The organism is Desulfosudis oleivorans Hxd3, from assembly GCF_000018405.1.
GTDB lineage: Bacteria > Desulfobacterota > Desulfobacteria > Desulfobacterales > Desulfosudaceae > Desulfosudis > Desulfosudis oleivorans.
Map to the genome: position 1 here is coordinate 914,227 of NC_009943.1, position 24,146 is coordinate 938,372.

At 57.2% G+C, this 24,146-nt stretch carries 24 protein-coding genes; 14 read left to right on the plus strand and 10 right to left on the minus strand.

The window, feature by feature from the left end:
- The 6 genes from DOLE_RS04060 to DOLE_RS04085 form a co-directional block, all read right to left on the minus strand.
- Positions 1-1,149: an alpha/beta hydrolase family protein gene (locus DOLE_RS04060; RefSeq protein ID WP_012174215.1), complete on the minus strand. Its 1,149-nt coding sequence runs from the start codon at positions 1,147-1,149 to the stop codon at positions 1-3.
- A gap of 499 nt (positions 1,150-1,648) precedes the next feature.
- Positions 1,649-2,443 (minus strand): DUF6498-containing protein, encoded by a 795-nt coding sequence (locus DOLE_RS04065; RefSeq protein ID WP_012174216.1) that lies wholly within the window; start codon positions 2,441-2,443, stop codon positions 1,649-1,651.
- Positions 2,444-2,498: 55 nt separating this feature from the next.
- On the minus strand, positions 2,499-3,374 hold the full coding sequence (locus DOLE_RS17000; protein ID WP_012174217.1) for an aspartyl protease family protein: 876 nt from the start codon (positions 3,372-3,374) through the stop codon (positions 2,499-2,501).
- 144 nt (positions 3,375-3,518) lie between these two features.
- On the minus strand, positions 3,519-5,597 hold the full coding sequence (locus tag DOLE_RS04075; RefSeq protein ID WP_012174218.1) for a two-component regulator propeller domain-containing protein: 2,079 nt from the start codon (positions 5,595-5,597) through the stop codon (positions 3,519-3,521).
- A gap of 303 nt (positions 5,598-5,900) precedes the next feature.
- Complete coding sequence (locus DOLE_RS04080; RefSeq protein WP_012174219.1) at positions 5,901-6,893, minus strand: MBL fold metallo-hydrolase; 993 nt, start codon at positions 6,891-6,893, stop codon at positions 5,901-5,903.
- Positions 6,894-6,896: 3 nt separating this feature from the next.
- Positions 6,897-7,277, minus strand: coding sequence for a CGGC domain-containing protein (locus tag DOLE_RS04085; RefSeq protein ID WP_012174220.1), 381 nt, complete (start codon positions 7,275-7,277; stop codon positions 6,897-6,899).
- A 200-nt stretch (positions 7,278-7,477) separates the two neighbouring features.
- Between DOLE_RS04085 and DOLE_RS04090 the strand changes: the two genes are divergently transcribed.
- Positions 7,478-8,440, plus strand: coding sequence for a transposase (locus tag DOLE_RS04090; protein ID WP_232362726.1), 963 nt, complete (start codon positions 7,478-7,480; stop codon positions 8,438-8,440).
- A 124-nt stretch (positions 8,441-8,564) separates the two neighbouring features.
- On the opposite strand, the gene DOLE_RS04095 is transcribed toward DOLE_RS04090, so the two are convergent.
- The 4 genes from DOLE_RS04095 to DOLE_RS04110 all read right to left on the minus strand — a co-directional run bounded on the left by DOLE_RS04095 (position 8,565) and on the right by DOLE_RS04110 (position 13,291).
- Positions 8,565-10,037, minus strand: coding sequence for an SLC13 family permease (locus tag DOLE_RS04095; protein WP_012174222.1), 1,473 nt, complete (start codon positions 10,035-10,037; stop codon positions 8,565-8,567).
- Between the two features lie 380 nt (positions 10,038-10,417).
- Positions 10,418-10,978: a CBS domain-containing protein gene (locus DOLE_RS04100; protein ID WP_012174223.1), complete on the minus strand. Its 561-nt coding sequence runs from the start codon at positions 10,976-10,978 to the stop codon at positions 10,418-10,420.
- A gap of 60 nt (positions 10,979-11,038) precedes the next feature.
- On the minus strand, positions 11,039-12,772 hold the full coding sequence (locus tag DOLE_RS04105) for a TIGR03545 family protein (protein ID WP_012174224.1): 1,734 nt from the start codon (positions 12,770-12,772) through the stop codon (positions 11,039-11,041).
- 12 nt (positions 12,773-12,784) lie between these two features.
- Positions 12,785-13,291, minus strand: coding sequence for a TIGR03546 family protein (locus tag DOLE_RS04110; protein WP_012174225.1), 507 nt, complete (start codon positions 13,289-13,291; stop codon positions 12,785-12,787).
- Between the two features lie 357 nt (positions 13,292-13,648).
- On the opposite strand from DOLE_RS04110, the gene DOLE_RS04115 reads away from it, so the two are divergent.
- The 13 genes from DOLE_RS04115 (at position 13,649) to DOLE_RS04175 (ending at position 24,123) form a co-directional block, all read left to right on the plus strand.
- Positions 13,649-13,933 carry an AtpZ/AtpI family protein gene (locus tag DOLE_RS04115; protein ID WP_012174226.1) on the plus strand — a complete coding sequence of 95 codons (285 nt, stop codon included), beginning with the start codon at positions 13,649-13,651 and terminating at the stop codon, positions 13,931-13,933.
- Positions 13,914-14,312, plus strand: coding sequence for an ATP synthase subunit I (locus DOLE_RS04120; RefSeq protein WP_083766518.1), 399 nt, complete (start codon positions 13,914-13,916; stop codon positions 14,310-14,312). Before DOLE_RS04115 ends, DOLE_RS04120 begins: the two co-directional genes overlap by 20 nt.
- 67 nt (positions 14,313-14,379) lie before the next feature.
- A complete protein-coding gene (atpE, locus tag DOLE_RS18825; RefSeq protein WP_012174228.1) occupies positions 14,380-15,345 on the plus strand; it encodes an ATP synthase F0 subunit C in 966 nt (321 codons plus the stop codon).
- Positions 15,346-15,423: 78 nt separating this feature from the next.
- A complete protein-coding gene (gene atpB, locus DOLE_RS04130) occupies positions 15,424-16,098 on the plus strand; it encodes a F0F1 ATP synthase subunit A (RefSeq protein ID WP_012174229.1) in 675 nt (224 codons plus the stop codon).
- Between the two features lie 43 nt (positions 16,099-16,141).
- Positions 16,142-16,390 (plus strand): ATP synthase F0 subunit C, encoded by a 249-nt coding sequence (gene atpE / locus DOLE_RS04135; protein ID WP_012174230.1) that lies wholly within the window; start codon positions 16,142-16,144, stop codon positions 16,388-16,390.
- Positions 16,391-16,539: 149 nt separating this feature from the next.
- The gene (locus tag DOLE_RS04140; RefSeq protein WP_012174231.1) at positions 16,540-16,998 is read left to right on the plus strand and encodes a F0F1 ATP synthase subunit B family protein; all 459 of its coding nucleotides are present in this window, start codon (positions 16,540-16,542) and stop codon (positions 16,996-16,998) included.
- Positions 16,995-17,624, plus strand: a complete 630-nt coding sequence (locus tag DOLE_RS04145) for a F0F1 ATP synthase subunit B family protein (RefSeq protein ID WP_012174232.1) — start codon at positions 16,995-16,997, stop codon at positions 17,622-17,624. The genes DOLE_RS04140 and DOLE_RS04145 overlap by 4 nt, the downstream gene beginning before the upstream one ends.
- Positions 17,625-18,140: 516 nt before the next feature.
- Positions 18,141-18,755: a TetR/AcrR family transcriptional regulator gene (locus DOLE_RS04150; protein ID WP_012174233.1), complete on the plus strand. Its 615-nt coding sequence runs from the start codon at positions 18,141-18,143 to the stop codon at positions 18,753-18,755.
- Positions 18,756-18,762: 7 nt separating this feature from the next.
- On the plus strand, positions 18,763-20,151 hold the full coding sequence (locus DOLE_RS04155) for a TolC family protein (RefSeq protein WP_012174234.1): 1,389 nt from the start codon (positions 18,763-18,765) through the stop codon (positions 20,149-20,151).
- Between the two features lie 274 nt (positions 20,152-20,425).
- Positions 20,426-21,322 (plus strand): HlyD family secretion protein, encoded by an 897-nt coding sequence (locus tag DOLE_RS04160; protein WP_041280342.1) that lies wholly within the window; start codon positions 20,426-20,428, stop codon positions 21,320-21,322.
- Positions 21,319-22,266 (plus strand): ABC transporter ATP-binding protein, encoded by a 948-nt coding sequence (locus tag DOLE_RS04165; RefSeq protein WP_012174236.1) that lies wholly within the window; start codon positions 21,319-21,321, stop codon positions 22,264-22,266. Before DOLE_RS04160 ends, DOLE_RS04165 begins: the two co-directional genes overlap by 4 nt.
- The gene (locus tag DOLE_RS04170) at positions 22,253-23,026 is read left to right on the plus strand and encodes an ABC transporter ATP-binding protein (protein ID WP_012174237.1); all 774 of its coding nucleotides are present in this window, start codon (positions 22,253-22,255) and stop codon (positions 23,024-23,026) included. Before DOLE_RS04165 ends, DOLE_RS04170 begins: the two co-directional genes overlap by 14 nt.
- Positions 23,023-24,123, plus strand: a complete 1,101-nt coding sequence (locus DOLE_RS04175) for an ABC transporter permease (protein WP_012174238.1) — start codon at positions 23,023-23,025, stop codon at positions 24,121-24,123. Before DOLE_RS04170 ends, DOLE_RS04175 begins: the two co-directional genes overlap by 4 nt.
- The last annotated feature ends 23 nt before the right edge of the window (positions 24,124-24,146 follow it).

A 24,146-nucleotide genomic window follows, 5' to 3' on the forward strand; every position in this document is an offset into this window, starting at 1 on the left:
TCACATTCCTTCATCCGGTGACCCCAAATCCTGTTTGGAGGCCTCCGGAACCGGTTCTCTGACATAGCGGGTAAGCAGTGGGTCACTCCGGTCCAGCACGTGACCGGCGTCTTTTTTACCTGCGACGTGCTTCTCCAGGAAAGCAATTGAATATCGCCGGATAACTTCGAACTGTTTCTCAGTCCCGCTCAGTCGCCTTGCCCCGCGGTTGTCCGCAAAGCAATTGTTAAACGAAAAATGGCCAGCCCCCTTAACCTCAAGGAGGTATTTCGGTGACGATACGTGCTTATAAATTTTGGCCGAAAGCTCTGCCATCGTTTTGGAGCCACGCAACTGGTCTTTTTCTCTTTCCCCCATGAACAGCATGGATGGAATCCGAACGGCGTCAAGCTCGTCCTCTTTGAACAGGTAACCGCCAGCTCCCGTCGAGAACAGCAACACAGCTTTGATGCGGGGATCATGACGCTGTTTGATGGCCCCGCCAAGCCCCAGCGCCGTGAATCCTCCGAAAGAGTGCCCTCCGACGGCCACGCGGTCCCTGTCGATCAGTTTGTCGAACGGATCGGTACTCAACATGCTGTCCAGCACCAGTGTCATCTCGTCCAGTCGATAGAGGTATTTGTCGCGGTCCGCGGGACCGGATGCTGCTATCTCCCTGGCGTCGTGCAGAAAACCGAGGCGGTCGAAGTCCGTCTTTTGGCCGGTTCGTATACGAACGGCTGAATGCTTGTCATGGTGGTCCGGGCATGCCACGATCCAGCCACGAGCGGCGAGGGCTTCGGTGAGGAACACCGCGCTGAGTCCGCTACCTCCATAACCGTTCGAGAAGACCAGGAAAGGGAAAGGGCCGCCTTTGGCCGTGGGTGGTGCGTCGACAGCAACGCTCCCATTTGTTGGCCCCCCGTAGTTGTGCTGTTCCGGTTGCGCCGCCGTCGGATACCAGACGGCCACCGTGAGCGTTTGCGTCTGCCCGGCTTTTTGGTACTTGAGATCAAGGACCTGGTAGCCGACATTGAACGGGGCCTGGGGTGCCGCTCTTCTTGTGTCAAGGCCCACAGCCATGCAGCCCAGGATGCCGAAGACCAGGACAACCCCGATCAACGGTGCTATCAGTAGATGAACAGCTTCTGGCCGACAGAATTTTACCATACCTGTTTTCTCGGTTTTTAAAGAGTGTGCGTCCTATCTCTCTGAAATGTCAATTTGAAAACTTTATCGAGCCTCAGGCAAAGCAATCTTGAACGTGTCGATTCCGTCTCTCATCGAAATCGCTATCGCTATCGGGATCGAAATCGACGCTAACGGGTGCCACGGGCCAGGCGACAGCTTGCCCGTGTTTGTCTCATAAGGTCATTGCGAGCGCAGCGAAGCAATCTTTATCATTAAAACCAAATTTTCCTCCCCTGCTTTTCCGCGTACTTTTCTTGACGGCAAGAAAAGTACCAAAAGAACCGCGCCCCGCAGCTTGGCCTTCGGCTGCCCTCGCGCAAACGTTTTTTTCGGCGCGGGCAGGAACTCATCCCGCTTCGCGGGATTCAGACAGCCTGCCCGCTTCTCCCGAAAAAAGCCTTTGCGCTCGGCTACGCTGCAACGGGCGGGGGCTTTACCATCTGCCGAAAGTGTCCGGGAAGATTTTAATTTTTACAAATCAAACCGCCCCGGCGGGAACTTGTCGCCAACTGTTTTTCACCTCGTGCCACGGGAAAAAATAGACAAAGTAGACTACGGCATAGACAGCAAAGGAATCGATCTTTAAAAAGAAACAGAGGGCAAAAAAGAAGATCAGGATGTGCATGCGCACGACATTGATGTAGGGCCGGCCCATGGCGTTGCCGAAAAATTTCTGGGCGCTGGTTTTGGGGTCTGTTCCGGAGCCGTTGGCGGTTTTCCGCCCGTTTACCATGTGGACGGCCTGGATAAACGGCGCAAACACATGCCTGCGTTCAACAATCAGGGCCGGGACAAGGAAGATGCCATAGGGCACGGCAAGGTGCTTGAAGGCCAGCGCCCACAAAAGCGGCGGGTTCATGAAGGCAGCGCCGAAACCCTCGGCCGGCATGCCCTCGACGGGAAAGAACTGCCTGAGAAAAACCGAGTGCCCGGCGTGAAACCCGCAGAAGTGGATGGAGAAAAAGCCCAGGAGAAACAGGCCCATGCCGATGCCTGCCACAAGGGCGGCCGTCCGGTTTTTCTGACTCAAATCTTCCTGCCCGGTTATATGAATCCAGGCCCAGGCTCCGCCGAAAATGGCGGACAGGATGGTCAGGTATCCCAGTACCAGGCTGCAGAGCCACAGGCTCCAGACCAGGTCCGTGGTTTCCCATTCAAGAAACCAGGCGACACCCAGCCCGATGCCAAAAGCGACAATGTTGGGAAACACCCGCCAGACCAGGGCTTTTTTATGCATTCGGCCATCGGCGGAAACGCTGTCGAAAGAGTTCATAAAGTTTTTTCAACCAAAGGGCCGGGATAAGGAGGTCCTGGTTTGGCTTGTAGGACTATTCCCAATATATGATTTGTTGGGAATAGTTAATTCTGTATTTTACGTTTTTTAGAAAGTCCATTCCAAGCAGACCTTTAAAATGATTGTTGTGTCCCGAATAATTTATTATTGAAACGGGGAAATTCTCAAATTTATTAGGCCCGACTCTGATATAATCTAGATATGCTTTTTCTGAACCAATTTTTCTTCCATCGGCAACGATTGAAGCACTCTTTGATCTTTTCCATAAATTAAGTCTTGCAGCCGCTTCACTGTGTATAACCGTAGTCGTAGCGCCAGTATCAAGAAGAAGCATGGTCTGAACTTCTTTGCCTCTGTAGCCGATCCTTACAGGAACAAATATTTGGTTCCACATTACTATTATTTTGCTGGTAGATGAACTGGATGGGTAAGGATCAATTTGCATGGCCGCTCTTTCGCTGGTACCAAGGTCGTCAGAAACATAAGCGTCCTTCTTTTGAATATTTTCAAAGTGTTCTTGTGGGTTTTGATCCGAGAAGTGTCTTACCCCTGAGCTGTCTACCCAAGAATATATTTTGGGTTTTGTTGAGTTAACAGGAATAGGTTTGGGTTTCTTGAGTAAGCCAGGAAGGTTTTTCTGAATGTTTCTTATATTATATTTTCTATGGTTAACTTGATCGTTTTGGGTCCCTCCAAAAGGTATTTTAGGCTCATCTTTCGATGCTGCCAAATTGCTATTCGGGTTATTGTAAAAATCAAACGCAAGAAATCCTGCAATATGTAAAAGAATAATTAAAACAATTAATAAAAACAAGCTGAATGCATTTTCTCTCATTTTATAAATTATGTGGTTTTGTATATTTGAATGGGTTGATTTTTTAAAGGGTTTTGTGTGATAGAAAAAATCCATGCCCCCTCTTTTTAAGAATACTAAAAGCTACTTTGTTGGTTTGTCAACAGAAAGTTGGCAGATTGCAGTTTTAGAAAAGTACAACAGGAGACGCGGCCTTCCGCGTCCCCTGTTGTTTTGTGGATATCTTGCCGGTTGCGCGTGCTACCGCATGAGCCCGGTGATAAAGCAGCCGATCGAGGTGTCCGGCACCAGGGGCGGGTCCGGTACGGGCTCCGGTTCAGGCTCGGGCTCCGGCTCCGGGGGAATGACATAACCGGTGACCCCGTTGCCCGTGGCAAACCAGAGGTCGCCGTCGGATTCAAGGGCCATGGCCCGAATGCTGGGATCGCCCGGGCCGTCGCCCCTGTCGTAGTGACTCCAGGCAGCGCCGTCAAACCGGCTGACGCCGGCCGTGGTGCCCACCCAGATTTCGCCTTCGCTGTCCTCGATAATGGCCCGGACCGTGTTTGCGATCAGGCTGCCGCCTGCCACGTCAAGCGTGGTCCATGTGCCGCCGTCAAACATGCTCATTCCTGAATCGGTGCCGATTCCTATGAGGCCGGTGCTGCTTTCGACAATGGTGTTGATATCGTCGGCCACCAGGTCACTGTTGGCGGTGGTATAGGTGGTCCATGTGCCGCCATCAAACACACTGACACCGGCGTCGGTGCCGAACCACAGGCTGCCGTCACCGGCGGCGCAGACCGCCTGCACAGCGTCGGAAACCAGGTCGCTGTTGGTGATGGTATAGGTGGTCCATGTGGTGCCGTCAAACACGCTTGCCCCGGCGCTGGTGCCAAACCAGAGGCTGCCGGAGATATCTTCGGCCAGACAGGAAACCCCGTCAGAGACAAGGCCGCTGTTGCCGGTGTTGTAGGTGGCCCAGTCGGTACCGTCAAACCAGCTTGCCCCGGCGTTGGTGGCAAACCAGATATTCCCGTCGCTGGATACGATAATGGCCCGAATGTTGTTTCCCGCAAGACCGCTGTTTTCGGTGGTGTAAGTGGTCCAGTCGGTATCGTCAAACATTACGACGCCGTCGTGGGTGCCGAACCACTTGTTGCCGCCGGCATCCGCGGCCGCGGCCGTGTAATAGGAGTTAAAGATGCCGTCAAAGGAAAAGGTGGTCCAGGCCCCGGTGCTGTCCAGACGGTTGACCCCATTGCCCGTGCCCAGCCAGACATCGGGTTCAAATACCGGAACAACGACCCTGGCAATCGGATCGGTTCCGGATGCCGCTTCAGTGGGCGGGGGCGTGTCGTGCAGGGCAATGGCGTGAATGTTGTTGTTGACAAGACCGCTGTTGTCCGTGTCGTAGGGGGTCCAGGCAAAACCGTCAAAGGAGCAGACACCGGCCATGGTGGTGCCGAACCACTTGGTGTCATTGGCGTCAACGGCCACGGCCTGAACGTTGCCGTTGGGCAGGTCGCTGTTGGCGGTGGTGTAGGATGTCCATGTGGCGCCGTCAAAATGGCTGATGCCGCCGAACAGGGTGGCGATCCAGAGGTCTCCGCTGCTGTCGGCGGCAATGTCAGAAACATTTTCCTCGACCAGGCCGTCGGATTTGTCATAGGTGGTCCAGTTCGTGCCATCAAACATGTTCAGGCCCCCGGGCTGGCCGACCAGAAAACCAAGGGGCGGCGGGCAGGTGCCCAGCCACACGTTTCCCGAACCGTCGACCAGCAGGGCCTCCACGTAATTTGCTGCCAGGTCGCTGTTGCCTGCGTTATAGACGGCCCAGTCGGCGCCGTTAAATACATGAAACCCGCCCAGGCCCGCAAGCTCTGTTAAAAAATCACCCCTGGCCAGCAGGGGAAATCCCAGTCCGTTAAGGGCGATTTCATTGATGGGCGTGATATCCGGGCTGGGAAACAGGGTCCAGGTGGTGTCGTCAAAATGGTTCAGCCCGCCGTTCATGGTGCCGAACCACTTGTCGCCGGCACTGTCCACCAGAATGGATTTGACCGAGTTGTAAGACAGGCCGTCGGCATAGGTGTATCGCACATAGGTGTCGTCTACCGCGTGAATACGAAACGCGCCGGTTTCCGTGCCGGCCCAGACATAGTAGTCCGTGTCCGTGACCGGCTCAATGGCCAGGTAATAGATGATGTCCGGCTGCCTGGGGTAGTTTACCCATTCGGCGGCCTGAGCGTCAGGGGCTGTTACGGGCGTCAGAAAAAGGGCCAGAAGCAGTGCGGCCACGGCGGCATGACAGGAATGGGTGGGGGCAATTGTTTTCATTATACCTCCCTTTGGCGGGGTGTTGGGAAGAGCAAATGCAGAGTTTTTAAGAAAAATACATGCAAGAATCAAACCCTGCATCTTGAACCATGATAAAAAGAAACCAATTGAAATACAAGATTTTTTCGATTTTGGAAAAGAGGGGCAAGGGGGAAGTTCCCCTTTTTGACGCAAAATGTCGGTCAGGCTGGCAAAATCTGACCGATTTTACCGGCCGGGGGCGGGGTTTTCAGGAGAAGTCTTGCGTGTGAGGTTAAGTCGTGTCCATCCTTTGATTATGAGGACACAAAAAAGGTTTCCAGTTTATATTTGAATCGGCGTCCCCACCTTCAGATCCAGGTACCGGTCGCCGAATGCGGCCTTGAACCGCTCAAGGCTCCAGTCTGAACTGTCGTGGGGCGAGAGGGAGACCAGGGCAGGGTTGACCGTTTTCATGGCGGTAATGGCATTGTCCACATCGGCCTCGCCGATGGCCTTCCACGGGGGCCGGTCCGTGCCCACCAGGCTCTGCAGGTTGACCGGGCCGGCCATGATGCGGCCGCCATGCACCGGAAAGTGCAGGCCTCCGATGATGGCGTAAACCGGGTCGTCAAACAGCATTTTAACCCGTTCAACAATCCGCTCCACCGTGGGATGGCCGCACCCGATGATGATCACGATGCCCTTGTCCTTTACCCGCACGGCCAGGCTCTGCTCCAGGGTGTATCCCATCAGGTAGAGATTCCGGGGAATGGCGCCGGTGGTGGCCACCCCTTCGGCCAGCTTTTGCGGTTTGTCGGTCACCGTGACTTGCGGTTTGGGGTTCCAGCGGGAGGGGGCCATGGCCGAGGTGGCGTAGACCGGTATTTCGCGAAGGTCCACCGGTCCCTGGGAGATGGAAAAGGTCTTTGTCCGCTGCTCGGTCATGCCGCCCACATGGTCCAGGTGAACATGGCTGATCACAACGGCGTCGATGGCATCGGGTTTTATGTCCAGGGCCTTCATGTTGTGCAGCAGGGGCGAGGGGTGGGCCTTTTTTTTATTGAACCCCACGTCCATCAGCAGAGTGGTCTCCCCGGCCTTTACCAGGTAGGCCACGCCGGCCTCGGTTTTGAGGCGGGGGTTGTCGGTATAAAAATCCACCAGGGGCAGAATGGAAACCGAATCCACGGTCCCGACATCCTCCAGTGGCGTGTACCGGGCTTGGGCCAGTTCTTTGGCTCCCCGGGCGTTGCCTGTTTTCAGCCGGATCAGGGTGCGGGCAAAAAACAGCAGCACCAGCGCGACAATTGCCAGCAGCACGTAAAAAACAACCATGGCTTACCTCCAGATTTGGGGTGTGTAGCCTTCGGGCAGGTGGGCCGACCCCTTGACGCAGGCAAGGCCCGTGGCCTGGTGAACCTTTTCGATAAGATTGTCAATGTGGTCGCAGAAACCGCCCGGCGCCAGCTCCCAACCGGACCCCCCTTTTTTTGCAAAGGTGCAGGTGCAGAAGTGAATCGCTTCAGCCCCCTTGGATTTGAGGATTTTTGCCAGGTCCACCACATTGTCCCCGGGGCACCGGCAGGTGAACACGCCGGCGGGCCGGGCCTGGTCATACATGGCAAACCCCTCTTTTGTGTCTGCCATGGCGGTAAAGCAGCCGGTCAGGGGGCAGCGGTCCTGATTTTTTTCGCAACGGATCAGGGCTGTTTTTGTCATTGGAAGACCTCGTACAGACAGCATTATGAGTATATGCTCAAAAACCCTAACCACTTAAAAAGGGGCTGTCAACAAATTTTAAATGTTTAAATGGGGACGTCCTTAAATAATTAAATAACTTGACGCGCTCCTACCGTCCTGCTATTTTTTGATTCATGCCAAGACAATCCAGATTAGACGCGCCTGGTGTATTACACCATGTGATCATCCGTGGCATCGAGCGCAGGAAAATATTTTGGGATTCGGCGGATCAGCAGTCCTTTGTGGATCGACTGGCCGTTCTGATTCCTGAAACCCAAACCTGTTGCTATGCCTGGGTGCTGATGACAAATCACGCCCATTTTCTGTTTCGATCCGGCCCCCAGGGAATATCCACTTTGATGCGACGTCTATTGACCGGGTATGCGGTATCATTTAATCGCCGTCATAACCGTTATGGCCAGTTATTTCAAAATCGCTACAAGTCCATCATCTGCCAGGAAGACGCATACTTAAAAGAGCTGATAAGATACATCCATTTGAACCCCATCCGGGCGAAGATGGTTGGTGATTTAAAGGCGCTTGGGCAATATCCTTTTTGCGGACACGGGGTGCTGGCGGGGTATTGGAAACAATCGTGGCAGGATGACGGGTATGCTCTGACTTTTTTTGCCGATTCTCTTTCTCTGGCACGCAAACGCTATTTGTCTTATGTCGAAGCAGGTCTTGATCAGGGGAGGCGCCCCGAGCTTGTGGGCGGTGGGCTGATCCGGAGTTTGGGCGGATGGGAGGAGGTCAAAAAAAACCGGCAGCAAAAAATGGGACGTATCAAGGGGGATCAAAGAATTCTGGGGGATTCGGATTTTGTTGCGTCCATGTTAAACCAGGCAAGGCAAACATACGAACGTGGGTATCAACTGAAGGCAAAAGGGGTTGATCTTGATTATATTGCCGCAAAAGCGGCGAAAATTTACGGGATTGAACGCGAAGATATTTTTGCCAAAGGGCGCATGAAAACGCGGGCTGAGGCCAGGGGGCTGCTTTGTTATTGGGCGACCAGAGAATTGAATATACCACTCAGTGATCTTGCCGTAAAACTGGCCATGACACCGTCGGGTGTTTCTTATGCGGCCCGGCGGGGCGAGGCGATTGTCCGGGAGAACAATCTTCGGCTTACAGAATGAGTTATTGAATTATTTAAGGACGTCCCCACTTTTGGCACTTTTGGAAAACAGACCGGCGGAAGCGAAATTGTTTCGCTCCCGCCGGTGGTTTTAAAGTGTGCCCGGTGTGGTGCTGGTTATGCGGTTACAACCGGATCGGCATGCCCATCAGGGGCCACAGCACGTATACGGCAAACCCGGTGACAATCATCAGCAGGATGCTGGCCGGAATACCATAAAGAAAGAACTCGCCGGGTGTGAACTGCTTGGCGTCATAGGCAATGGCATTGGGGGCCGCACCCACCAGCAGCAGAAACGGCATACCCGCCACCACCAGGGACGAGAACAGGATCACCTCGCCGGCCACCCCCAGGTAGGGAGCGATGACCAGGGCCACGGGCAGGGAGATGGCAATGGCGGCCACGTTCATGATGAAGTTGGTCATCATCATCACGAAAAAGGCGATGCTCATCACAAAAACAAACCAGTTGGCTTTCTGGAACATGGTGAGCCAGTTAATGGCCAGCCATTCGGCTGCCCCGGTCTCCCACAGGCAGAAGCCGATGCTCATGGCGCCGGCAAACAGCAGGATGATGTTCCAGGGAATGCCCTCCAGGTCGTCAATATCCAGGATGCCGACAATAAAAAACAGAATGGTGGAGACCAGGATCAGTGCGGTTTTGTTCGGCGCGTTAAAATCGGGATAAGCGGCTGACAGCACGGCGGAAACGGCCAGGGCCAGGATGCACCCGCCCACGATCAGGGACGCCAGGATTTCACGTCCCGTGATGGGCCCCAGCCCGATGTAAAGATCTTTTGCCTTCTGCTTGAGACCGGGGATGGCCTTTTTTTCGGGTTTGCACACGATCATGAAAAAGCCCCACAGAAGAAAAGTCATGAGCCAGCCGATGGGAAACATGTAGTAGGAGAGCTCGAAAAAACCAATGTCCTGTTTCATGATGTCTTTGAAAAATCCGAGGGCTACGGCGCCCCGGGCCGCGCCCAGCAGGGTGACGATGGAGCCGGCGCCGGCCACGTAGGCCATGCCCATGAACAGGCCCTTGCCGAACTTGGTGGGTTTGTCCCCTTCGCCGTACAGGGAATAAATAGCCACCAGCAGGGGAAAGATGGTGGCCGCCACGGCAGTATGGGCCATGATATGGGTCAGGGCCGCGGTCACCACAAAACAGCCCAGGTAGATCATGCTGGTTTTCTCCCCCACGATGGAGAGCATTTTATAGGCCAGCCGCTTGGTGAGGCCGACCTTTGTGAATACCAGGCCGATCACGATGGAGCCGAAGATAAAGAGAACGGACGGATCCATGAAATCTTTGAACGCCACCTTTGCCGGCCGCACCATGAACAGCACCTGGAGCACACCGATGGCCAGGCTGGTCACGCCGATGGGCACCACCTCGAATACCCACCAGGTGCCGGCCAGCAGGAACACGGCCAAAGCCCCTTTGCCCGCAACGCTCAGGGCGAAATGTTTGCCGGTGGGGTCCACGGCGTCGGGCCAGGGCGGGGAGTAGTAAACCACCACAAACAGCAGAATGCCGGTGAACAGGAAAATAATTTTTTTCCAGTTGACGGGGGTTTTTTCGGTCTGAGTGTCCATACAAAAAACTCCTTGGTCTGTTCTATAAAATAGGTACCTTGTTGAAACTTTGAAAGATCGAAGATAGGAGAAGAGGGGAAAGCTGTCAATAGAATTATATAGTTTCCATCCATAAATGGCCTTTTTCCGCAATCTCTGCGTCAAACTGCGGGCTTCCTTGTGCGGCGTACAGCAGTACGCCTTCAGTCAGCCCTTTTTTCCCCTGATCTTGCGAAATCCCGCCATGGCGGGACTGGATTGGAAACACCACATGGTGTCTTCCATGTTAAATGGATGGACACTATATAGAATTATGCTGAGGCGGGAAAAAAAAGGGGGGGGGCCGGCCCATGACCCCGGCGTGGAAGAGCGGTGTCACGGGCCGGTAGAAGGCAGTGGTATCAGCCGTGACGGTCCATGGCGTCCGTTATTTCGCGGAACATGTCCACCAGGCGCAGCACACCGACAATCTTTTTATCTTTCAACACAAGCAGGGATTGATGGCGGCCCACCACCAGCAGGTGGATGGCCTCCTCTATAGTGCCGTTTTCGGTGATGTATTCACCTTCTTTGGGCTTGTACATGAAGGTTTTTACCGGCCGGTTGGCCGCCTGTTGCACCAGTTGGGACATGGGTGTGGACCAGAGGTTGTACTGGGTACACATGTCGGTAAAAAATTTCTTGCTGAACCCGAACCGGGTCATGCCTGATTCGCTGTCCGGTTCGCACAGGTCCATGTACTTGGGCTCCAGGGCCTTAAGCACATCGATCTGACTTATTTTGCCCACCACCTGCTGCTCCCTGTCGATCACGATGATGGCCCGATGGGCATACTGGTCGTCGTCATGCTGTTTCTGGGCATTTTTCAAGGCGGCCAGGGCATCCTTTAAGGTCGCATCTTCGGAAACCGTTGCGTATTCGCCTATGGGCACCATCAGGTCTTTTACCTTTTTTTCTTCCACCGCAAACCTCCATGAGATTAAAGTGTTGTTATATATAGCCCGTTTTGTCGCCGCGGGTTATCATTTCCCCAGATCTTTGAGAAGCGATTCACCCAGGTTCAGCCGGCCGGCCAGCTCTTTTTCAATGCCGTCCAGGGCAGCCGGGTACTGGCCCGGTGTCCCCACCGCCGCCTGGATTTTTTCTTGCATGGTTGTTTTCAGCGCGGTTTCAAACCGGGCGGTTTCCGCCTTCAGCTGGTTTGCCAGGGCGGTTTTAACGGCCTCGTCAATGCTGGACGACACCTTGATATCCATATCCTCGATCGGGCCGATGGCCGAGGCCCGGACATCAAAGGCCCGAATATCGCCCAGGGCCGAGGCAATGGCCGTTTTCACGGGCCCGGCATCCTTTTCCATGTCCAGGGACAGCGACGCTTTTTTCGTGTTCAGAACGCCCGAGGCGTTGATGCCGCTGTTATCCAGCCGTCCGCGGACCGAGAGGTCGGCCAGCCCGGATTTTAAGGCCAGCGGGAACGACGGGTCGTCCACCAGCACGGCATTGCTGAAGGCATACCGGTCCACGGACAGGTCCACGGTGTGGACCGGTTTTTGAGGCGAAACAAAATTGACCGCGCCTTTGGCCGCCACCGAGGCGGCCTGTTTTAAATCCTTACCGCTGAAGGCAAACGTGGTGGGCGCGCCCAGAATATGCTGCTCAAGTGTCAGGTTTTCAATGGTGCCGCCAATATCTCCCATTTCGAGCACGGCCTGGGCGTGAATCTTCCGGATCAGAAAATCAGGCAGGGGGTTTGCCTCCCGAAAGCGAATGTCCACGCCTTTTCCCCGTTCCGGCGGCGCCGGTTTTTCTTTTTTGTCCCTGCCGGATGCCGTGGCCTTTACGACATAGGGCTGCACGCGCTGGTACCATTTTTGGGCCGTTGTCACCCAGGCGTAAATCTTTTCACCAAACAGCAGGCGGCTGATGTTGGCGACGCCGCCGGTGGAGAGGCCGTATTTTTCCACCAGGCGTTTCAGGTCCTTCGCCGGGGCCTGGGTCACCTGCTCTGCCCGTTTTTCAAAACGGGTCCGGTCGGTCTCAAGAGCGGCTTTTGCCGCCTTTACCCGGTCCAGGTCGGCCTTTATCTCTTTGGAAAGGACCGCAGCTTCACCGGCTGTGCCCAGAAGGCCGGAAAGCCCCCTGGCGCCGGTTTTGATTTTGTTGATCCGGCTTTTGTACTCCTCAAAAGCCTGGCGGTCGGGCAGCTCCTGAATCCTTGCTTCCCACCGGGCCCTGGCGGCGTCGATGTCGGCTTTGAGTTCATTGGCCAGCCGGATGGTTTCCAGGTCCTCTTTTTCCAGGATTTCTTTTGGATCCGGCATGTCAAAGGATGGCAGGTTAAATTTTTTTGCGGCTTTTTCGGCGTTTTTTGGCCGGTCTGCCGTCCGTTTTTTAACGGCGCCGGAAACGGACCGGGCTGTGCCGAACCGCATGCCTTCGATTCCCATTTCATCAATGATCAGCTTTCTGCGAAGCAGCCGGCCCGAATCCACCGTCATCACCATTTCGCCGATCTCCACGGCATTGGTCATGGGGCTGTCCGGATCGGTCACGGCAAGACCGCTGATTCTCATACCCGCCGGCACCAGGGTAAGGTCAAGGCCGGCGATTTCCACTTTTGCCCCCACCATGGCGGTGCCCCGTCGTTCGATTATGCCTTTGACGATGGCGTCCGCGAACAGCAGCCAGAAACCAGCCAGCCCCCCCACAAGCACCACGAAGGCGATCAGGCCCGGCCATCGAATCAGTTTTTTCATGTGATTCTCCCTTCAGTTCGAAAGTGCCTGGTAGGCCTGAAACAGGCGGCTGCCCTTGAGCAGTTCAACAACCCGGAGCCGGCGGACCCATGCCAGCACCGAATCCCGGTAGGCCTGGATCAGCCGGTTGGCGATAAAATATACGGGCACGAACAGCACCAGGGAAACCAGCAGGCTGCCCATGACAATGGTGTTGTTAAAATGGGCCAGCCGGAACAGGGTCATGTTGTAGAACACGATCCAGAGGGACTCCAGGGCCGAGGATTGAAGCACGGCCAGCCCCAGGGCGTGAAACAGCGGGTCCGCAAGGTAGGCAATGCCTGAAAACACTCCCCACCCCACGATGAACATGGAAAGGTTGACCCGTAGGATGAGGGCCAGCAGCACCACCAGGAGGTTGTGCAGGGAAAGAAGTGGTGTGAAACCGATGATCATGGCAAGGCAGATCCCCAGGCTGATCTGGCCCGGTTCGGTTTCCGAATTCAGTGCCTTCAAAAGCTTGGCAAGCAGTCTGATCATTTCCGCTATCCTCCGGCGTTGGTTGTGGGGGATGAAAAACAGAGAAACCGGCGTTTGGGGCCGCAATATCTACCCCGTAAGCCTGATACCAGCCATAACAAAAACCGCTGAACCTGTCAATCGCTGACCGATAACCGGTTTATATGAAAAGGGATATCCAGACAGTTGCTGGCGCTGAATTTTATAATAAATCCTGTTGACTATTGGCCGGTAATCCACTATAGCAGGGGGCAGATAAAAGGATGGCGGCAGGGTAAAAAGCCCTTAACCCGATAGATCGCCCGGCAACGGGTGAATGCGGGGTTGAGGGTTTTTTAGAATCTCTCCATCCAAACCCTGATAAACGGACGGTCTTTTGTGGCACCGCGCCGGGTTTTCGACTACAGGCAGAACAAGACATGGACGGAAAACCTCCATGTGGTGATGCAGATCGGTCTGACCATGGCGGGGAGCATCGTCTTCTGCCTGTTTGTGGGCCTTTACCTGGACCGCTGGCTGGGCACAAAAGGGATCTTTACAACAATCTTTATTGTTCTGGGCATTATCGGCGGCGGCATCGTGGTCTATCGCCAGATCATGGAACTTGCCGAGCCGATGAAACCGCCCGGCCGGTCGGACCATCATGGCAACGGCACAGATTAGAAAAATTCAGAAAAAATACTGTTCCAGGGCATTGATGCTTGCCATTATCGCCTTTTTCGGCCTCTATCTTGCCGGCCAGGTGGCCATGGGAAAGGGCCTGCTGCTGGGCACGCTTTTCAGCGTGGTCAACTTCGTGCTGATGGGCGAAACCCTGCCGTCCCGGCTGGCGCCGACAAAAAGGCGGCGCATTACCGCGGCCCTCGGATCCATGGGCATGCGGTTCGCGCTGATGGCCGTTCCCATTGTGCTGGCCATCCGGCTGGACACCTATAATCTGGCAACCGTGATGATAGGCCTGTTTTCCGTGCAGGGGGTCCTGCTGGCCGACGGTGTGCTGGGTCGCCGGGCCTGGCGGGAACAGTTTTCAGAATCAGAATAGGATTTGCGAAATAGCGAGCTTCGAGCGGCTGTCGCGCGAACAGGATGAATAAGCAAGGCGGGAATATATGGAATTAGAAACATGGATCAGAATGGCGGCCATCAGCGGAGCGGCGCTGTCCATGGGCCTGGGCGCCATCGGCGCGGCCGTGGGGGAAGGTTACACCGCGGCCTGTGCCAACGAGGCGATAGGACGCAGCCCGGAACGGTCCGGTGAAATCTTTAAAAGCATGCTCATGGGCGAGGCCATTGCCGAGACATCGGCCATCTTTGCCCTGCTCATTGCCATGATGCTGCTGTTTACCGGCTCCGCCACCGATCCCATCACGCCCTACGTACTGCTTTCCGCCGGCCTCTGCATGGGGTTCGGCGCCATCGGCGCGGGTATCGGGTCGGGCCTGCCCGCCGGGGCCTGCTGCCTGGGCATCTCCCGGCAGCCCGAGGTGTCTGACCGGCTCACCACCAACATGCTCATCGGCGCTTCGATTTCCCAGACCACCGCCATTTACGCCCTGGCCGTGGCCCTGATGATCATGTTTCTGAACCTGTCCGCCCAACCGGTCTGCCCCACCTGGGCCGCTGTTATCGGGGCCGGGCTTGCCGTGGGGCTGGCCGCCATCGGACCGGCCATCGGTGAAGGCCGGGCGGCCCAGACCGCCTGCGAGGGCATTGCCAGAAAGCCCCAGGCCGCGGTGCAGATCACCAGCCTGATGCTCCTGGGCATGGCAGTGACCGAGTCCACCGGCGTATACGGTCTGCTGATCAGTATTATACTGGTGTTCAAGTCCTTTCCCGAGACCCTGGCCCTGGCGCCGGCCATGTCCCTGCTGGGGGCCGGTCTCTGCATGGGGCTGGGTGCCATCGGCCCGGGCATCGGCGAAGGGTTTGCCGCCGGCGAGGCCATCAAGTGGGTGGGCAGAAACGAGCAGCACGCCGGTGTGCTGACCCGCACCATGCTGGTGGGCCAGGCGGTGTCGGAATCCACGGGCATCTATGCCCTGGTGGTGGCGTTTGTGATGATTTTTGTGGTGTAAGACAGTTTCCGCGCCCCGGGCCGCCATCGGCAGACGGCGGGGCAGGGTCGCGGCAGTGGAAGGAGACGGCGAACCGCCATGGATGAACTCGGATACATACATCAGCTGATCGTGCCCTTTTTCGGTCATGAATTGACGTTCAACATCAAGGTCATTGCCATGGTCTGGATCGTGATGGCCATTCTGATCGTTTTCGCCCTGTTTACCACCCGCAACCGGGGCCTGGTACCGGGCAGAATGCAGATCGTCGGCGAATTGCTGGTGACCCAGCTTTATGCCCTGACCGAGGATGCCCTGGACGAGAAGCTGGGCAGAAAACTGGCGCCCATGATCTGCGCCCTGTTCATGTTCCTGGTGATGAGCAACTACATGGGGGTGATCCCCTTTATGGAAGAGCCCACCAAGGACCTGAATGTGCCGCTGAGCCTGGGCATCATGGGGTTTGTGATCGCCCACTTTTTCGGCATAAAACAAAAGGGGCTTCGGGCATATGTCAAAGGATACATGGAACCCTTTTTTATTCTGCTGCCGTTGAATCTCATCGGCGAGCTGGCCAAGGTCATCTCCATCTCCTTTCGTCTGTTCGGCAATATCATGGGCGGATCGATCATTATCCTGGTGGTGAGCCACCTGGTGTACAGCCTGATTCTTCCCCCGTTTCTCTGTTTCTTTTTCGGGCTGTTCGTGGGCACCATTCAGGCCTTTGTATTTACCATGCTGACCATTGTGTATGTGTCGGTACAGATTAAATAACTCATCAAAGTCCGGTTTTGAACCGGCAACAGGAGGAAGACAAATGGCAATCGAAGGTACAGACATCATTCAGGCGGCGGCGTTTCTGGGTGCGGGGCTGGCCATGGGCCTGGGCGCCATCGGACCGGGCGTGGGTGAAGGCATGGCCGCGGCCAAGGCGTGTGAAGCCATCGGCAAAAACCCGGCCGAGGCCGGCCTGCTGACCCGGACCATGCTGGTGGGCCAGGCGGTTTCCGAATCAACGGGTATCTACTCGCTGGTGGTGGCCCTGCTGCTGCTGTTTGTCGTGTAGTCAGGCCGTTTTTTTGAACACCGGCGCGGTTTGAAGGCGGGCCGTTTTATGCCGCCGTGGCAGAAAACCGTTATGCCACGGTGTTGAATAAAAGCGGCGGCAACAGCGGAATCTAAAAACACGAAATTTTTCGTGCAAGTGGGAACAACATGGAACTCATCTATATACCCGGCATGATCACCATTAACGAAACCATGGTGGTGGTTCTGGTTTCGTTTCTGATCCTGGTGTTTGTGCTCAACCGGATCATGTTCCGTCCCCTGCTGGATACCATGCAGCAGCGGGATGACCGGATGGACCAGCTGGACAGGGAGATTGACGCCAGCCGGCAGGAGGCCGAGGCGTTGAACCGGGACCTGCGTGAGCGCGAGGATGCGGCCCGAAAGGACGGCTTTGACCGGAAAAAAGAGCTGGAGTCCCTGGCCGGCGGACAGGCGGCCGAGATGATGGAGGCCTCCCGCCAGGAAATCTCCCGAATGAAGGAGAAGGTCGAGCAGGAGGTGGCGCTTCAACTGGAGGAGGCGCAGAAGCGTGTTCAAAAAGAGGCGGAAGATCTGGCGGCCGGGATCATGGAGCATATCCTGGACAGGAGCGTGACGGCATCGTGAGAAAAAATAACGGCATAAAATGGTGGGGATGGGTGACGCTGTCCGTTCTGGTGATGGTTGCCGGTGACGGCACATTGGCGTTTGCCCAGGAGACGGGCGGCTCGGCCGGGTGGCGGCCTGTATATGACAACGTGATGCTGGTGATCAACTTTCTGATCCTGGTGTTTCTGCTTGCCAAACTGCTGAAAAACCCTTTGAAAAATTTTCTCAAGACCCGGCATGACGAGGTGGCAAAGGAACTGGAGCGGCTGGAGACCGAAAGAGAGCGGGCCGCCAACGACGTGGCGGACACGAAAAAACAGGTTGCCGCGGAAGGCACCCATATCCTTGAGATCAGGGAGCGCATCATCGCCGAGGGGGAACGGACCAAGCTGGCCATCATTGAAAACGCGAAAAAGGAGAGCGAGTTTTTGATCGAGGCGGCCCGGCGCCGGATTCAGGGTCGGTTCCAGGAGGCCCGGCAGGCCTTTCGTTCCGAGCTGATCGAATCGGCCATGTCTATTGTCTCCCGGCGGCTGCCCCAGGAGATCGGCCCCCAGGACCAGGCCCGGCAGGTGGACCTGTTTTTTACCAGCCTGGACCAGGCACAGAGCAAATTTTCATCAGCCCGCTCCGCTTCCCGTTAAGCTTAGCCCGGCAGGCGTGCCGCCGGGACACACTCAGAATTTTACACCCCCCGTTCGGATCGGAATCAGACAAGATTCAGATCAGGATGGGGGGTGTTCTGTTTTCAGCGTGCGGTAGCATGCCGCCTGCGCACACGGGCAAGCTTCGTTTCGCATCCGTCATCCCCCGGTTTGGCGCATTCTGCTCTGGCCGATCGTCCACGTAGTCGTCATTACCCAACTTGATTGGGTAATCCAGTGTAAAATTGACCTGTTTCCTTATTAATGCGGTATGGGGCCAATTTGATCCTGGACCCTCGGGTCAAGCCCGAGGGTGACGGCATAAGGAATGGGGCCAATTCTGGTCTGGATCGCCCAGTCAAGCTGGGCGATGACGGAGAGTGGCACCCGTCAAAGGAAAAACAGTCTCACCGAAAAAAAGTGCTTGACAGAGGATTTTTTCAAATATAAATTAACTAACCAGTTAATTAAACCTTTTGGTCAACTCAAAACCAGCGCAGATTTTTCGGAGGCACCATGGCACAGCAGGACACCCCGGCCAGGATTCTGGAGGCGGCAACAAGCGTCTTTTCAAAAGAAGGGTTCAAGGGGGCCCGCATGCAGCAGATTGCTGCCGAGGCAGGGGTCAACCAGGCCCTGCTGCACTATCATTTTGGGTCCAAGGAAAAGCTGTATGAAGAGGTGCTGTTCCGTTTTTTTTCCGATGTTTTTTCCCGGCTGGCGACCGATTTCCAGGCCGAGACCGAACCGGAAGCCGCCTTTCGCGGCTTTATTCACGCCTATATGGATATTTTGTCCACCCGCCCGGAACTGCCGCGCCTGATGGTATCCGAGGTGCTTGAAGGGGGCCGGCACATCATGGCGGTGGTGGACCGGATATTTTCACAGACCGGTATCTCGCCGCCCCAGCTGATCCGCCCGTTTATTGAAAAGGCGGTGGCAAGTGACCTGATCCGGCCGGTGGACCCCATGCAGACCACCATCAGCGTGGTGGGCATGTGCATGTTTTATTTTGTGGCCCGGCCCCTGATGGAACATATCTGGGGAAAACCGGCGGATGAAAAGGCGTTTATCGCGCAGCGCAAGGAGGCCATCGTCGACCTTGTGTTTTACGGCATTATAAAGAGGTAGACCGAAAATGAAAAAATCATCAGACCCATGCAGACAGACAGTATGCCGGTTCCGGCATGCATGGCTTTCGGCCCTGCTGCTGGCCGCTTTTGTGTTTTTTCCGGCGGGCATTTGGGCTCAGCCCCTGACCCTGGACCAGTGCCTGGAAATCGCGCTTTCCGAAAACCCGGAGATCGCACGGGCCGGTTACGCCCGGGAGGAGGCCCGGCTTCTGACACAGGAGGCCCGGGCCGGATACTTTCCTGAACTGGCCCTGGGAACCAGTGCCGGGTATCGGTCCGAGGTCAACACCACCCGCCAGGACCCCATCACCATTCCCACCGGACCGGCCACACCGCCGCTAACGATACCGGGCCGGGAAACCGAGATCGGCGATAACACCACTGCCGACCTGTCAGTCTCCCTTCGGCAGACCCTGTATACCGGCGGCGCTGTTGCCGCCGGGGTGAAGGCGGCCCGGGCCGGCCTGGAGGGCGCGGAGATCCAGGTAAGACTGGAAGAGCGGGAGACCCGGCGTCGGGTGATTGCGGCTTTTTACGACCTGGCCGTGGCCGTGGAGATGGAAAAGATCGCACGGGCATCGGTGACCCGGATTACCGGCCACCTGGATGACGCGCAAAACATGCTGGAGCAGGGGCTGATTCTAAAGAGCGACCTTCTGCCCATTCGAATGCGAAAGCTTGACAGCGACCTTGCGGTGATAGAGGCGGGCAATGCCGTGGCAAAAGCCGGCGCGGCACTGGCCAGAAGCATGGGGCTTGACCCGGCAGCCGGTATCGATATCGCGGCGGACTGGAACAATCCGCCGCCCTGGCCGATTCCTGCAACCCTTGCCGCCGCCGGCATGCGGGAGGAACAGCAGATTGTGGACCGGCAGATAGAGGCGGCCGGGGCCCGTGCCAGGGCCGCCCGCGGGGCACGGCGGCCCCAGGTGGGCCTTACGGCATCGGCCCACTACGGCTGGCCCGGGTTTGTGGGCAATGATCCGGACTGGGATACCTGGTGGCAGGCCGGTGTCAACGCGTCGTGGACCATTTTTGACATGGACCGCCGCCGCAGCCAGGAACAGTCGGCCCTGACCCGGCAGCGGCAGCTGGAGCAGACCGCCAAAAGCCTGGACAACCGCATTGCCCAGGAACGGGTTGTGGCCCGCCTGGCGTATGAAGAGGCCTGCCGCCGTCAAGAGATCATGGTGGAAAAGGTGGCGACCGCCCGGGAAAACTACCAGACCAAAAAAGACCACTTCCAGGTGGGCATTGCCACCAGCACCGACTACCTGGATGCTCACACCGACCTGCTTGGCGCCGAGTTTGACCTGGCCGCTGCCCGGGCCAGGGTGCGCGTGGCCTGGAGCGACTACCTGACGGCAATGGGTTTAGATGAGGCCCGGAGATGATTTTCTTCGTGAAAGACTCATCCAAATCGAAATCGGTATCGGTATCGGTATCGGGATCGAAATCGATCAGCACATGGGGCATTGCCAGCGCAGCGAAGCAATCTTGGCCATACAAAGCGTCATTGCGAGCGCAGCGAAGCAATCTTGAACGTACGCGGAGGAGACTGCCGCGTCGCTTCGCTCCTCGCAATGACGGATAGAGAAAGAGCACGAGCACGATAAAAATGTAAGGGAGCGGATGTTTATCCCGGATATTCGAATAAAGGAGAGTGTTATGAGAATAAAACGCTGGGAAAAAATCGGGGTGTTGCTGCTGGCCCTGGTATGGGTTGCCGGGTGTGGCCAGTCCCATGAGCCTGGCTTTCTGGGGTCCGGCACCCTGGAGGCCACCGAAGTGGTGATCAGCGCCCAGACCGGCGGCACGGTAACCGACCTTTCCCGTGAGGAGGGCCAGAAGGCGGCTGCCGGGGACCTGCTGGCCGTCATCGACGTGGAAAAACTGGAACTCCAGCGAAAACGCCTGGCTGCCGGGCTTGCCGAGGTGGCCGCCAACCGGACCGCCGCGGACGCGGCCGTGGCCCAGGCTGAAGATACCCTGGCCAACGTGGAGACCCAGTACCGCCGCATAAAGGAGCTGCATGACCGGGGATCGGCCACCCAGAAACAGCTGGATGACATTACCACGCAGCTTGCCGTGGCCAAAAACCAGGTGGCCGGGGCCCGGGCCCAGCTGCCGATGCTGGACGCGAAAAAGGCCCAGATCGAGGCGGAACTGGCCCTGGCCGACCGGCAGATCGCCGACGGCCGGGTGACCTCGCCCATCAACGGCACGGTGGTGGAAAAGTACATGGAAGCCGGGGAAACGGCAATGCCGGGGAGCCGGATTTACAAGCTTGCAGACCTTGGCCGCTTCTGGGTTCATATTTACGTGGCCGCCGAAGACCTGGGCAATATCACCATCGGCCAGAAGGTTGAGGTGCGGGCCGATGCCGTGGACACCCCCTTTAGCGGCACCATTGCCTGGACATCGCCGGAAGCCGAGTTTACCCCCAAAAACGTCCAGACCCGAAAGGCCCGGTCCGAGCTGGTCTATGCCGTCAAGGTCATTCTGGATACCGGTGCCGATGTGCTGAAAATCGGCATGCCGGTGGAGGTTTACGCTCAGCCATGACCGACACCGCCATTCGCGTTCAGGGATTGAAAAAAAGCTATGGCCCGGCCACGGCCCTGGCATCGGTGGACCTTGAGGTCGGGGCCGCTGAAATGTTCGGCCTTCTCGGCCCGGACGGGGCCGGCAAGACCACCCTGATGCGCATACTGGTTTCCCTGCTGGACCCGGACGAAGGCACCTGCTCTGTCAATGATATATCGGTGACCGGGCGGCCCGGGGATATCCGGCGGATCATCGGGTACATGCCCCAGCGGTTTTCCCTTTACCCGGACCTCACCGTGGGAGAGAACCTGCGGTTTTTTGCCGACCTGTTCAAGGTGCCCAAAGCCGAACGGCTGGCCCGCACCGACGAGCTGCTCTCCTTTTCCCGGCTGACCCCTTTTGTGAACCGCCGCGCCGGCCAGCTTTCAGGCGGCATGAAACAGAAGCTGGCCCTCTCCTGCGCCCTTGTGCACACGCCCCGGGTGCTGGTTTTGGACGAGCCCACCACCGGCGTGGACCCGGTCTCCCGCCGGGAGTTCTGGGCCATTTTGCGGGAACTCAAAGGCCGGGGCGTGACCATTCTGGTCTCCACCCCTTACATGGACGAGGCCGAACGGTGCGACCGGGTGGCCCTGATGCACAAAGGAAAAATCCTGGCCAGGGGCACGGCCGCCGGTATTGCCGGCAACTTTTCAGGCACCGTCTATTCGGTTGAATCACCGGAGCCGGTGGGCACGGCCGCCTGGTTCAAGCAGAAGCTGGGGCCGGAACAGGTGAGAATTGTAGGCGACCGGGTCCTGGTCAGCCTTTTTGAAAATGCCCAACGGATCATGGACGACCTGCGCCGTCAAGCGGAAAGCGACGGCAAAGCCATCGTGTCGGCCGGGCCGGTGTCCGCCGGCCTGGAGGATGTGTTTGTGGCCATGGTGGCGCGACAGGGAGACGCTGATGAAGGGCGCTGACAAAAGCAAAAATACCGACCGGCAGACCGCCGGCCAGGGGCCCCACGCGGTGACGGTCCGGGACCTGACCCGCACCTTTGGCGATTTTGTGGCCGTGGACCATGTCTCCTTTGACGTGCGCAAAGGGGAAATCTTTGGGTTTTTAGGCGCCAATGGCGCGGGCAAAACCACCACCATCAAGATGCTCACCGGCCTGCTGGCGCCCAGCAGCGGCTCCGGCACCGTGGACGGCCTGGACATCGTGAGCCAGCGCCGCGCCATCCGGTCCCGCATCGGTTACATGTCCCAGCGGTTCTCCCTTTACGACGACCTGAAGGTGGAGGAAAACCTGTTTTTCTTCGGCGGGGTGTACGGCCTGAACCGGGCACAGGTGGCCGGCCGGGTGGCCGACCTGGAGGGCATGCTGAGCCTGTCCGCTTTTGCCCGGCGGGTCACCGGCTCTCTGCCGCCGGGCCAGAAGCAGCGCCTGGCCCTGGCCTGCGCCATTTTACACCGGCCCGCCATCCTGTTTCTTGACGAGCCCACCGGCGCCGTGGACCCCATTGCCCGCCGCTATTTCTGGGACCTGATATCCACCCTGGCCGGCGGCGGCACCACGGTGTTTGTGACCACCCACTACATGGACGAGGCCGAATACTGTCACCGCCTCTCCATCATGTACGCGGGCCGGATCGTGGAGATCGACTCCCCGGCCGGCATCAAGAAGAAATATAACATGGCATCCGTGGAGGATGTCTTTATTCACCTGGTGGACCGATGACCCATTCCCGTCTTGTAGCGCTGATGCGCAAGGAGTTTATCCATATCTCCCGGGACCGCCGTTCCCTGGGGATCCTGTTCCTGATGCCCCTGATGATGATGTTTGTCTTCGGGTACGCCATCAATATGGACGTCAAGAACATTCGGCTGGGCATCTGCGACCTGAGCCGGACCCCGGAGAGCCGGGCCCTGGTAGAAACCGTGGACGCCTCTCCCTATTTTGACATAAAGGCCCGGTACACCGACCCCCGGCAGACCGCCGGCCTGTTTGAGCAGCGGGCCATTCGGGCCGCGGTCATCATACCCCGGAACCTGGTCCGGGCCATGGCCGGGGCAGGGGAGCCCACCGTGGCCGTGATCACGGACGGCACCGACGCCAATACCGCCACCCTGGCCCAGAACTACCTTGAGGCCCTGCTGCTGGAACGGTCCCTGGAAGCCGGGGGCGCCGGGCAGCCGGTGCAAATAAAAACACGGATTCTCTACAACCCGGACATGGAGTCGGCCCACTTTGTGGTGCCCGGCATCGTGGCCCTGCTGCTGATCATGATCGGCGCGTTGTTGACCTCCGTGACCATTGCCCGGGAAAAAGAGACCGGCACCATGGAACAGATCCTGGTCAGCCCCATTCAGCCCCACGAAGTGGTGCTGGGCAAGGCCGTTCCCTACCTGGTGCTGGCCTTTGGCATCGCGGTGTTTATCATCATTTTCGGCCATCTCTGGTTTTCCGTGCCCATGCTGGGGTCCTGGTCTTACCTGATGGTTGCCTGCCTGCTCTACCTGGTGACCTCTCTGGCCATCGGCCTGCTGATCTCCACCCTGGTGGCCACCCAGCAGGTGGCCATGATGCTCTCCCTGGTGGCCACGCTGCTGCCGTCGGTGATGCTCTCCGGGTTCGTGTTTCCCGTGGCCTCCATGCCCCTGCCGCTGCAGGGCGTATCCCAGGTGATTCCGGCCACCCACTTCCTGGTGATCATTCGGGGCATCATGCTCAAGGGCAACGGCCCGGCGGACCTGTGGCCGTCGGCCCTGGCCATGGTGGCCGTGGGGGTTTTGTTTATCACCATTGCCATTCGGCGGTTTCGCCTGAAGCTGTGATGGTATTGAACAGGGTGGCTGAC

Coding starts and splice junctions, on each gene's coding strand:
- DOLE_RS04120 (WP_083766518.1), top strand. CDS start 13,914: ATGGCAACGGCACAGATTAGAAAAATTCAGAAAAAATACTGTTCCAGG.
- atpB (WP_012174229.1), top strand. CDS start 15,424: ATGGATGAACTCGGATACATACATCAGCTGATCGTGCCCTTTTTCGGT.
- DOLE_RS04110 (WP_012174225.1), bottom strand. CDS start 13,291: ATGATCAGACTGCTTGCCAAGCTTTTGAAGGCACTGAATTCGGAAACC.
- atpE (WP_012174230.1), top strand. CDS start 16,142: ATGGCAATCGAAGGTACAGACATCATTCAGGCGGCGGCGTTTCTGGGT.
- DOLE_RS04155 (WP_012174234.1), top strand. CDS start 18,763: ATGAAAAAATCATCAGACCCATGCAGACAGACAGTATGCCGGTTCCGG.
- DOLE_RS04175 (WP_012174238.1), top strand. CDS start 23,023: ATGACCCATTCCCGTCTTGTAGCGCTGATGCGCAAGGAGTTTATCCAT.
- DOLE_RS04105 (WP_012174224.1), bottom strand. CDS start 12,772: ATGAAAAAACTGATTCGATGGCCGGGCCTGATCGCCTTCGTGGTGCTT.
- atpE (WP_012174228.1), top strand. CDS start 14,380: ATGGAATTAGAAACATGGATCAGAATGGCGGCCATCAGCGGAGCGGCG.
- DOLE_RS04085 (WP_012174220.1), bottom strand. CDS start 7,277: ATGACAAAAACAGCCCTGATCCGTTGCGAAAAAAATCAGGACCGCTGC.
- DOLE_RS04140 (WP_012174231.1), top strand. CDS start 16,540: ATGGAACTCATCTATATACCCGGCATGATCACCATTAACGAAACCATG.
- DOLE_RS04060 (WP_012174215.1), bottom strand. CDS start 1,149: ATGGTAAAATTCTGTCGGCCAGAAGCTGTTCATCTACTGATAGCACCG.
- DOLE_RS04150 (WP_012174233.1), top strand. CDS start 18,141: ATGGCACAGCAGGACACCCCGGCCAGGATTCTGGAGGCGGCAACAAGC.
- DOLE_RS04170 (WP_012174237.1), top strand. CDS start 22,253: ATGAAGGGCGCTGACAAAAGCAAAAATACCGACCGGCAGACCGCCGGC.
- DOLE_RS04080 (WP_012174219.1), bottom strand. CDS start 6,893: ATGGTTGTTTTTTACGTGCTGCTGGCAATTGTCGCGCTGGTGCTGCTG.
- DOLE_RS04095 (WP_012174222.1), bottom strand. CDS start 10,037: ATGGACACTCAGACCGAAAAAACCCCCGTCAACTGGAAAAAAATTATT.
- DOLE_RS04160 (WP_041280342.1), top strand. CDS start 20,426: ATGAGAATAAAACGCTGGGAAAAAATCGGGGTGTTGCTGCTGGCCCTG.
- DOLE_RS04065 (WP_012174216.1), bottom strand. CDS start 2,443: ATGAACTCTTTCGACAGCGTTTCCGCCGATGGCCGAATGCATAAAAAA.
- DOLE_RS04075 (WP_012174218.1), bottom strand. CDS start 5,597: ATGAAAACAATTGCCCCCACCCATTCCTGTCATGCCGCCGTGGCCGCA.
- DOLE_RS04165 (WP_012174236.1), top strand. CDS start 21,319: ATGACCGACACCGCCATTCGCGTTCAGGGATTGAAAAAAAGCTATGGC.
- DOLE_RS17000 (WP_012174217.1), bottom strand. CDS start 3,374: ATGGATTTTTTCTATCACACAAAACCCTTTAAAAAATCAACCCATTCA.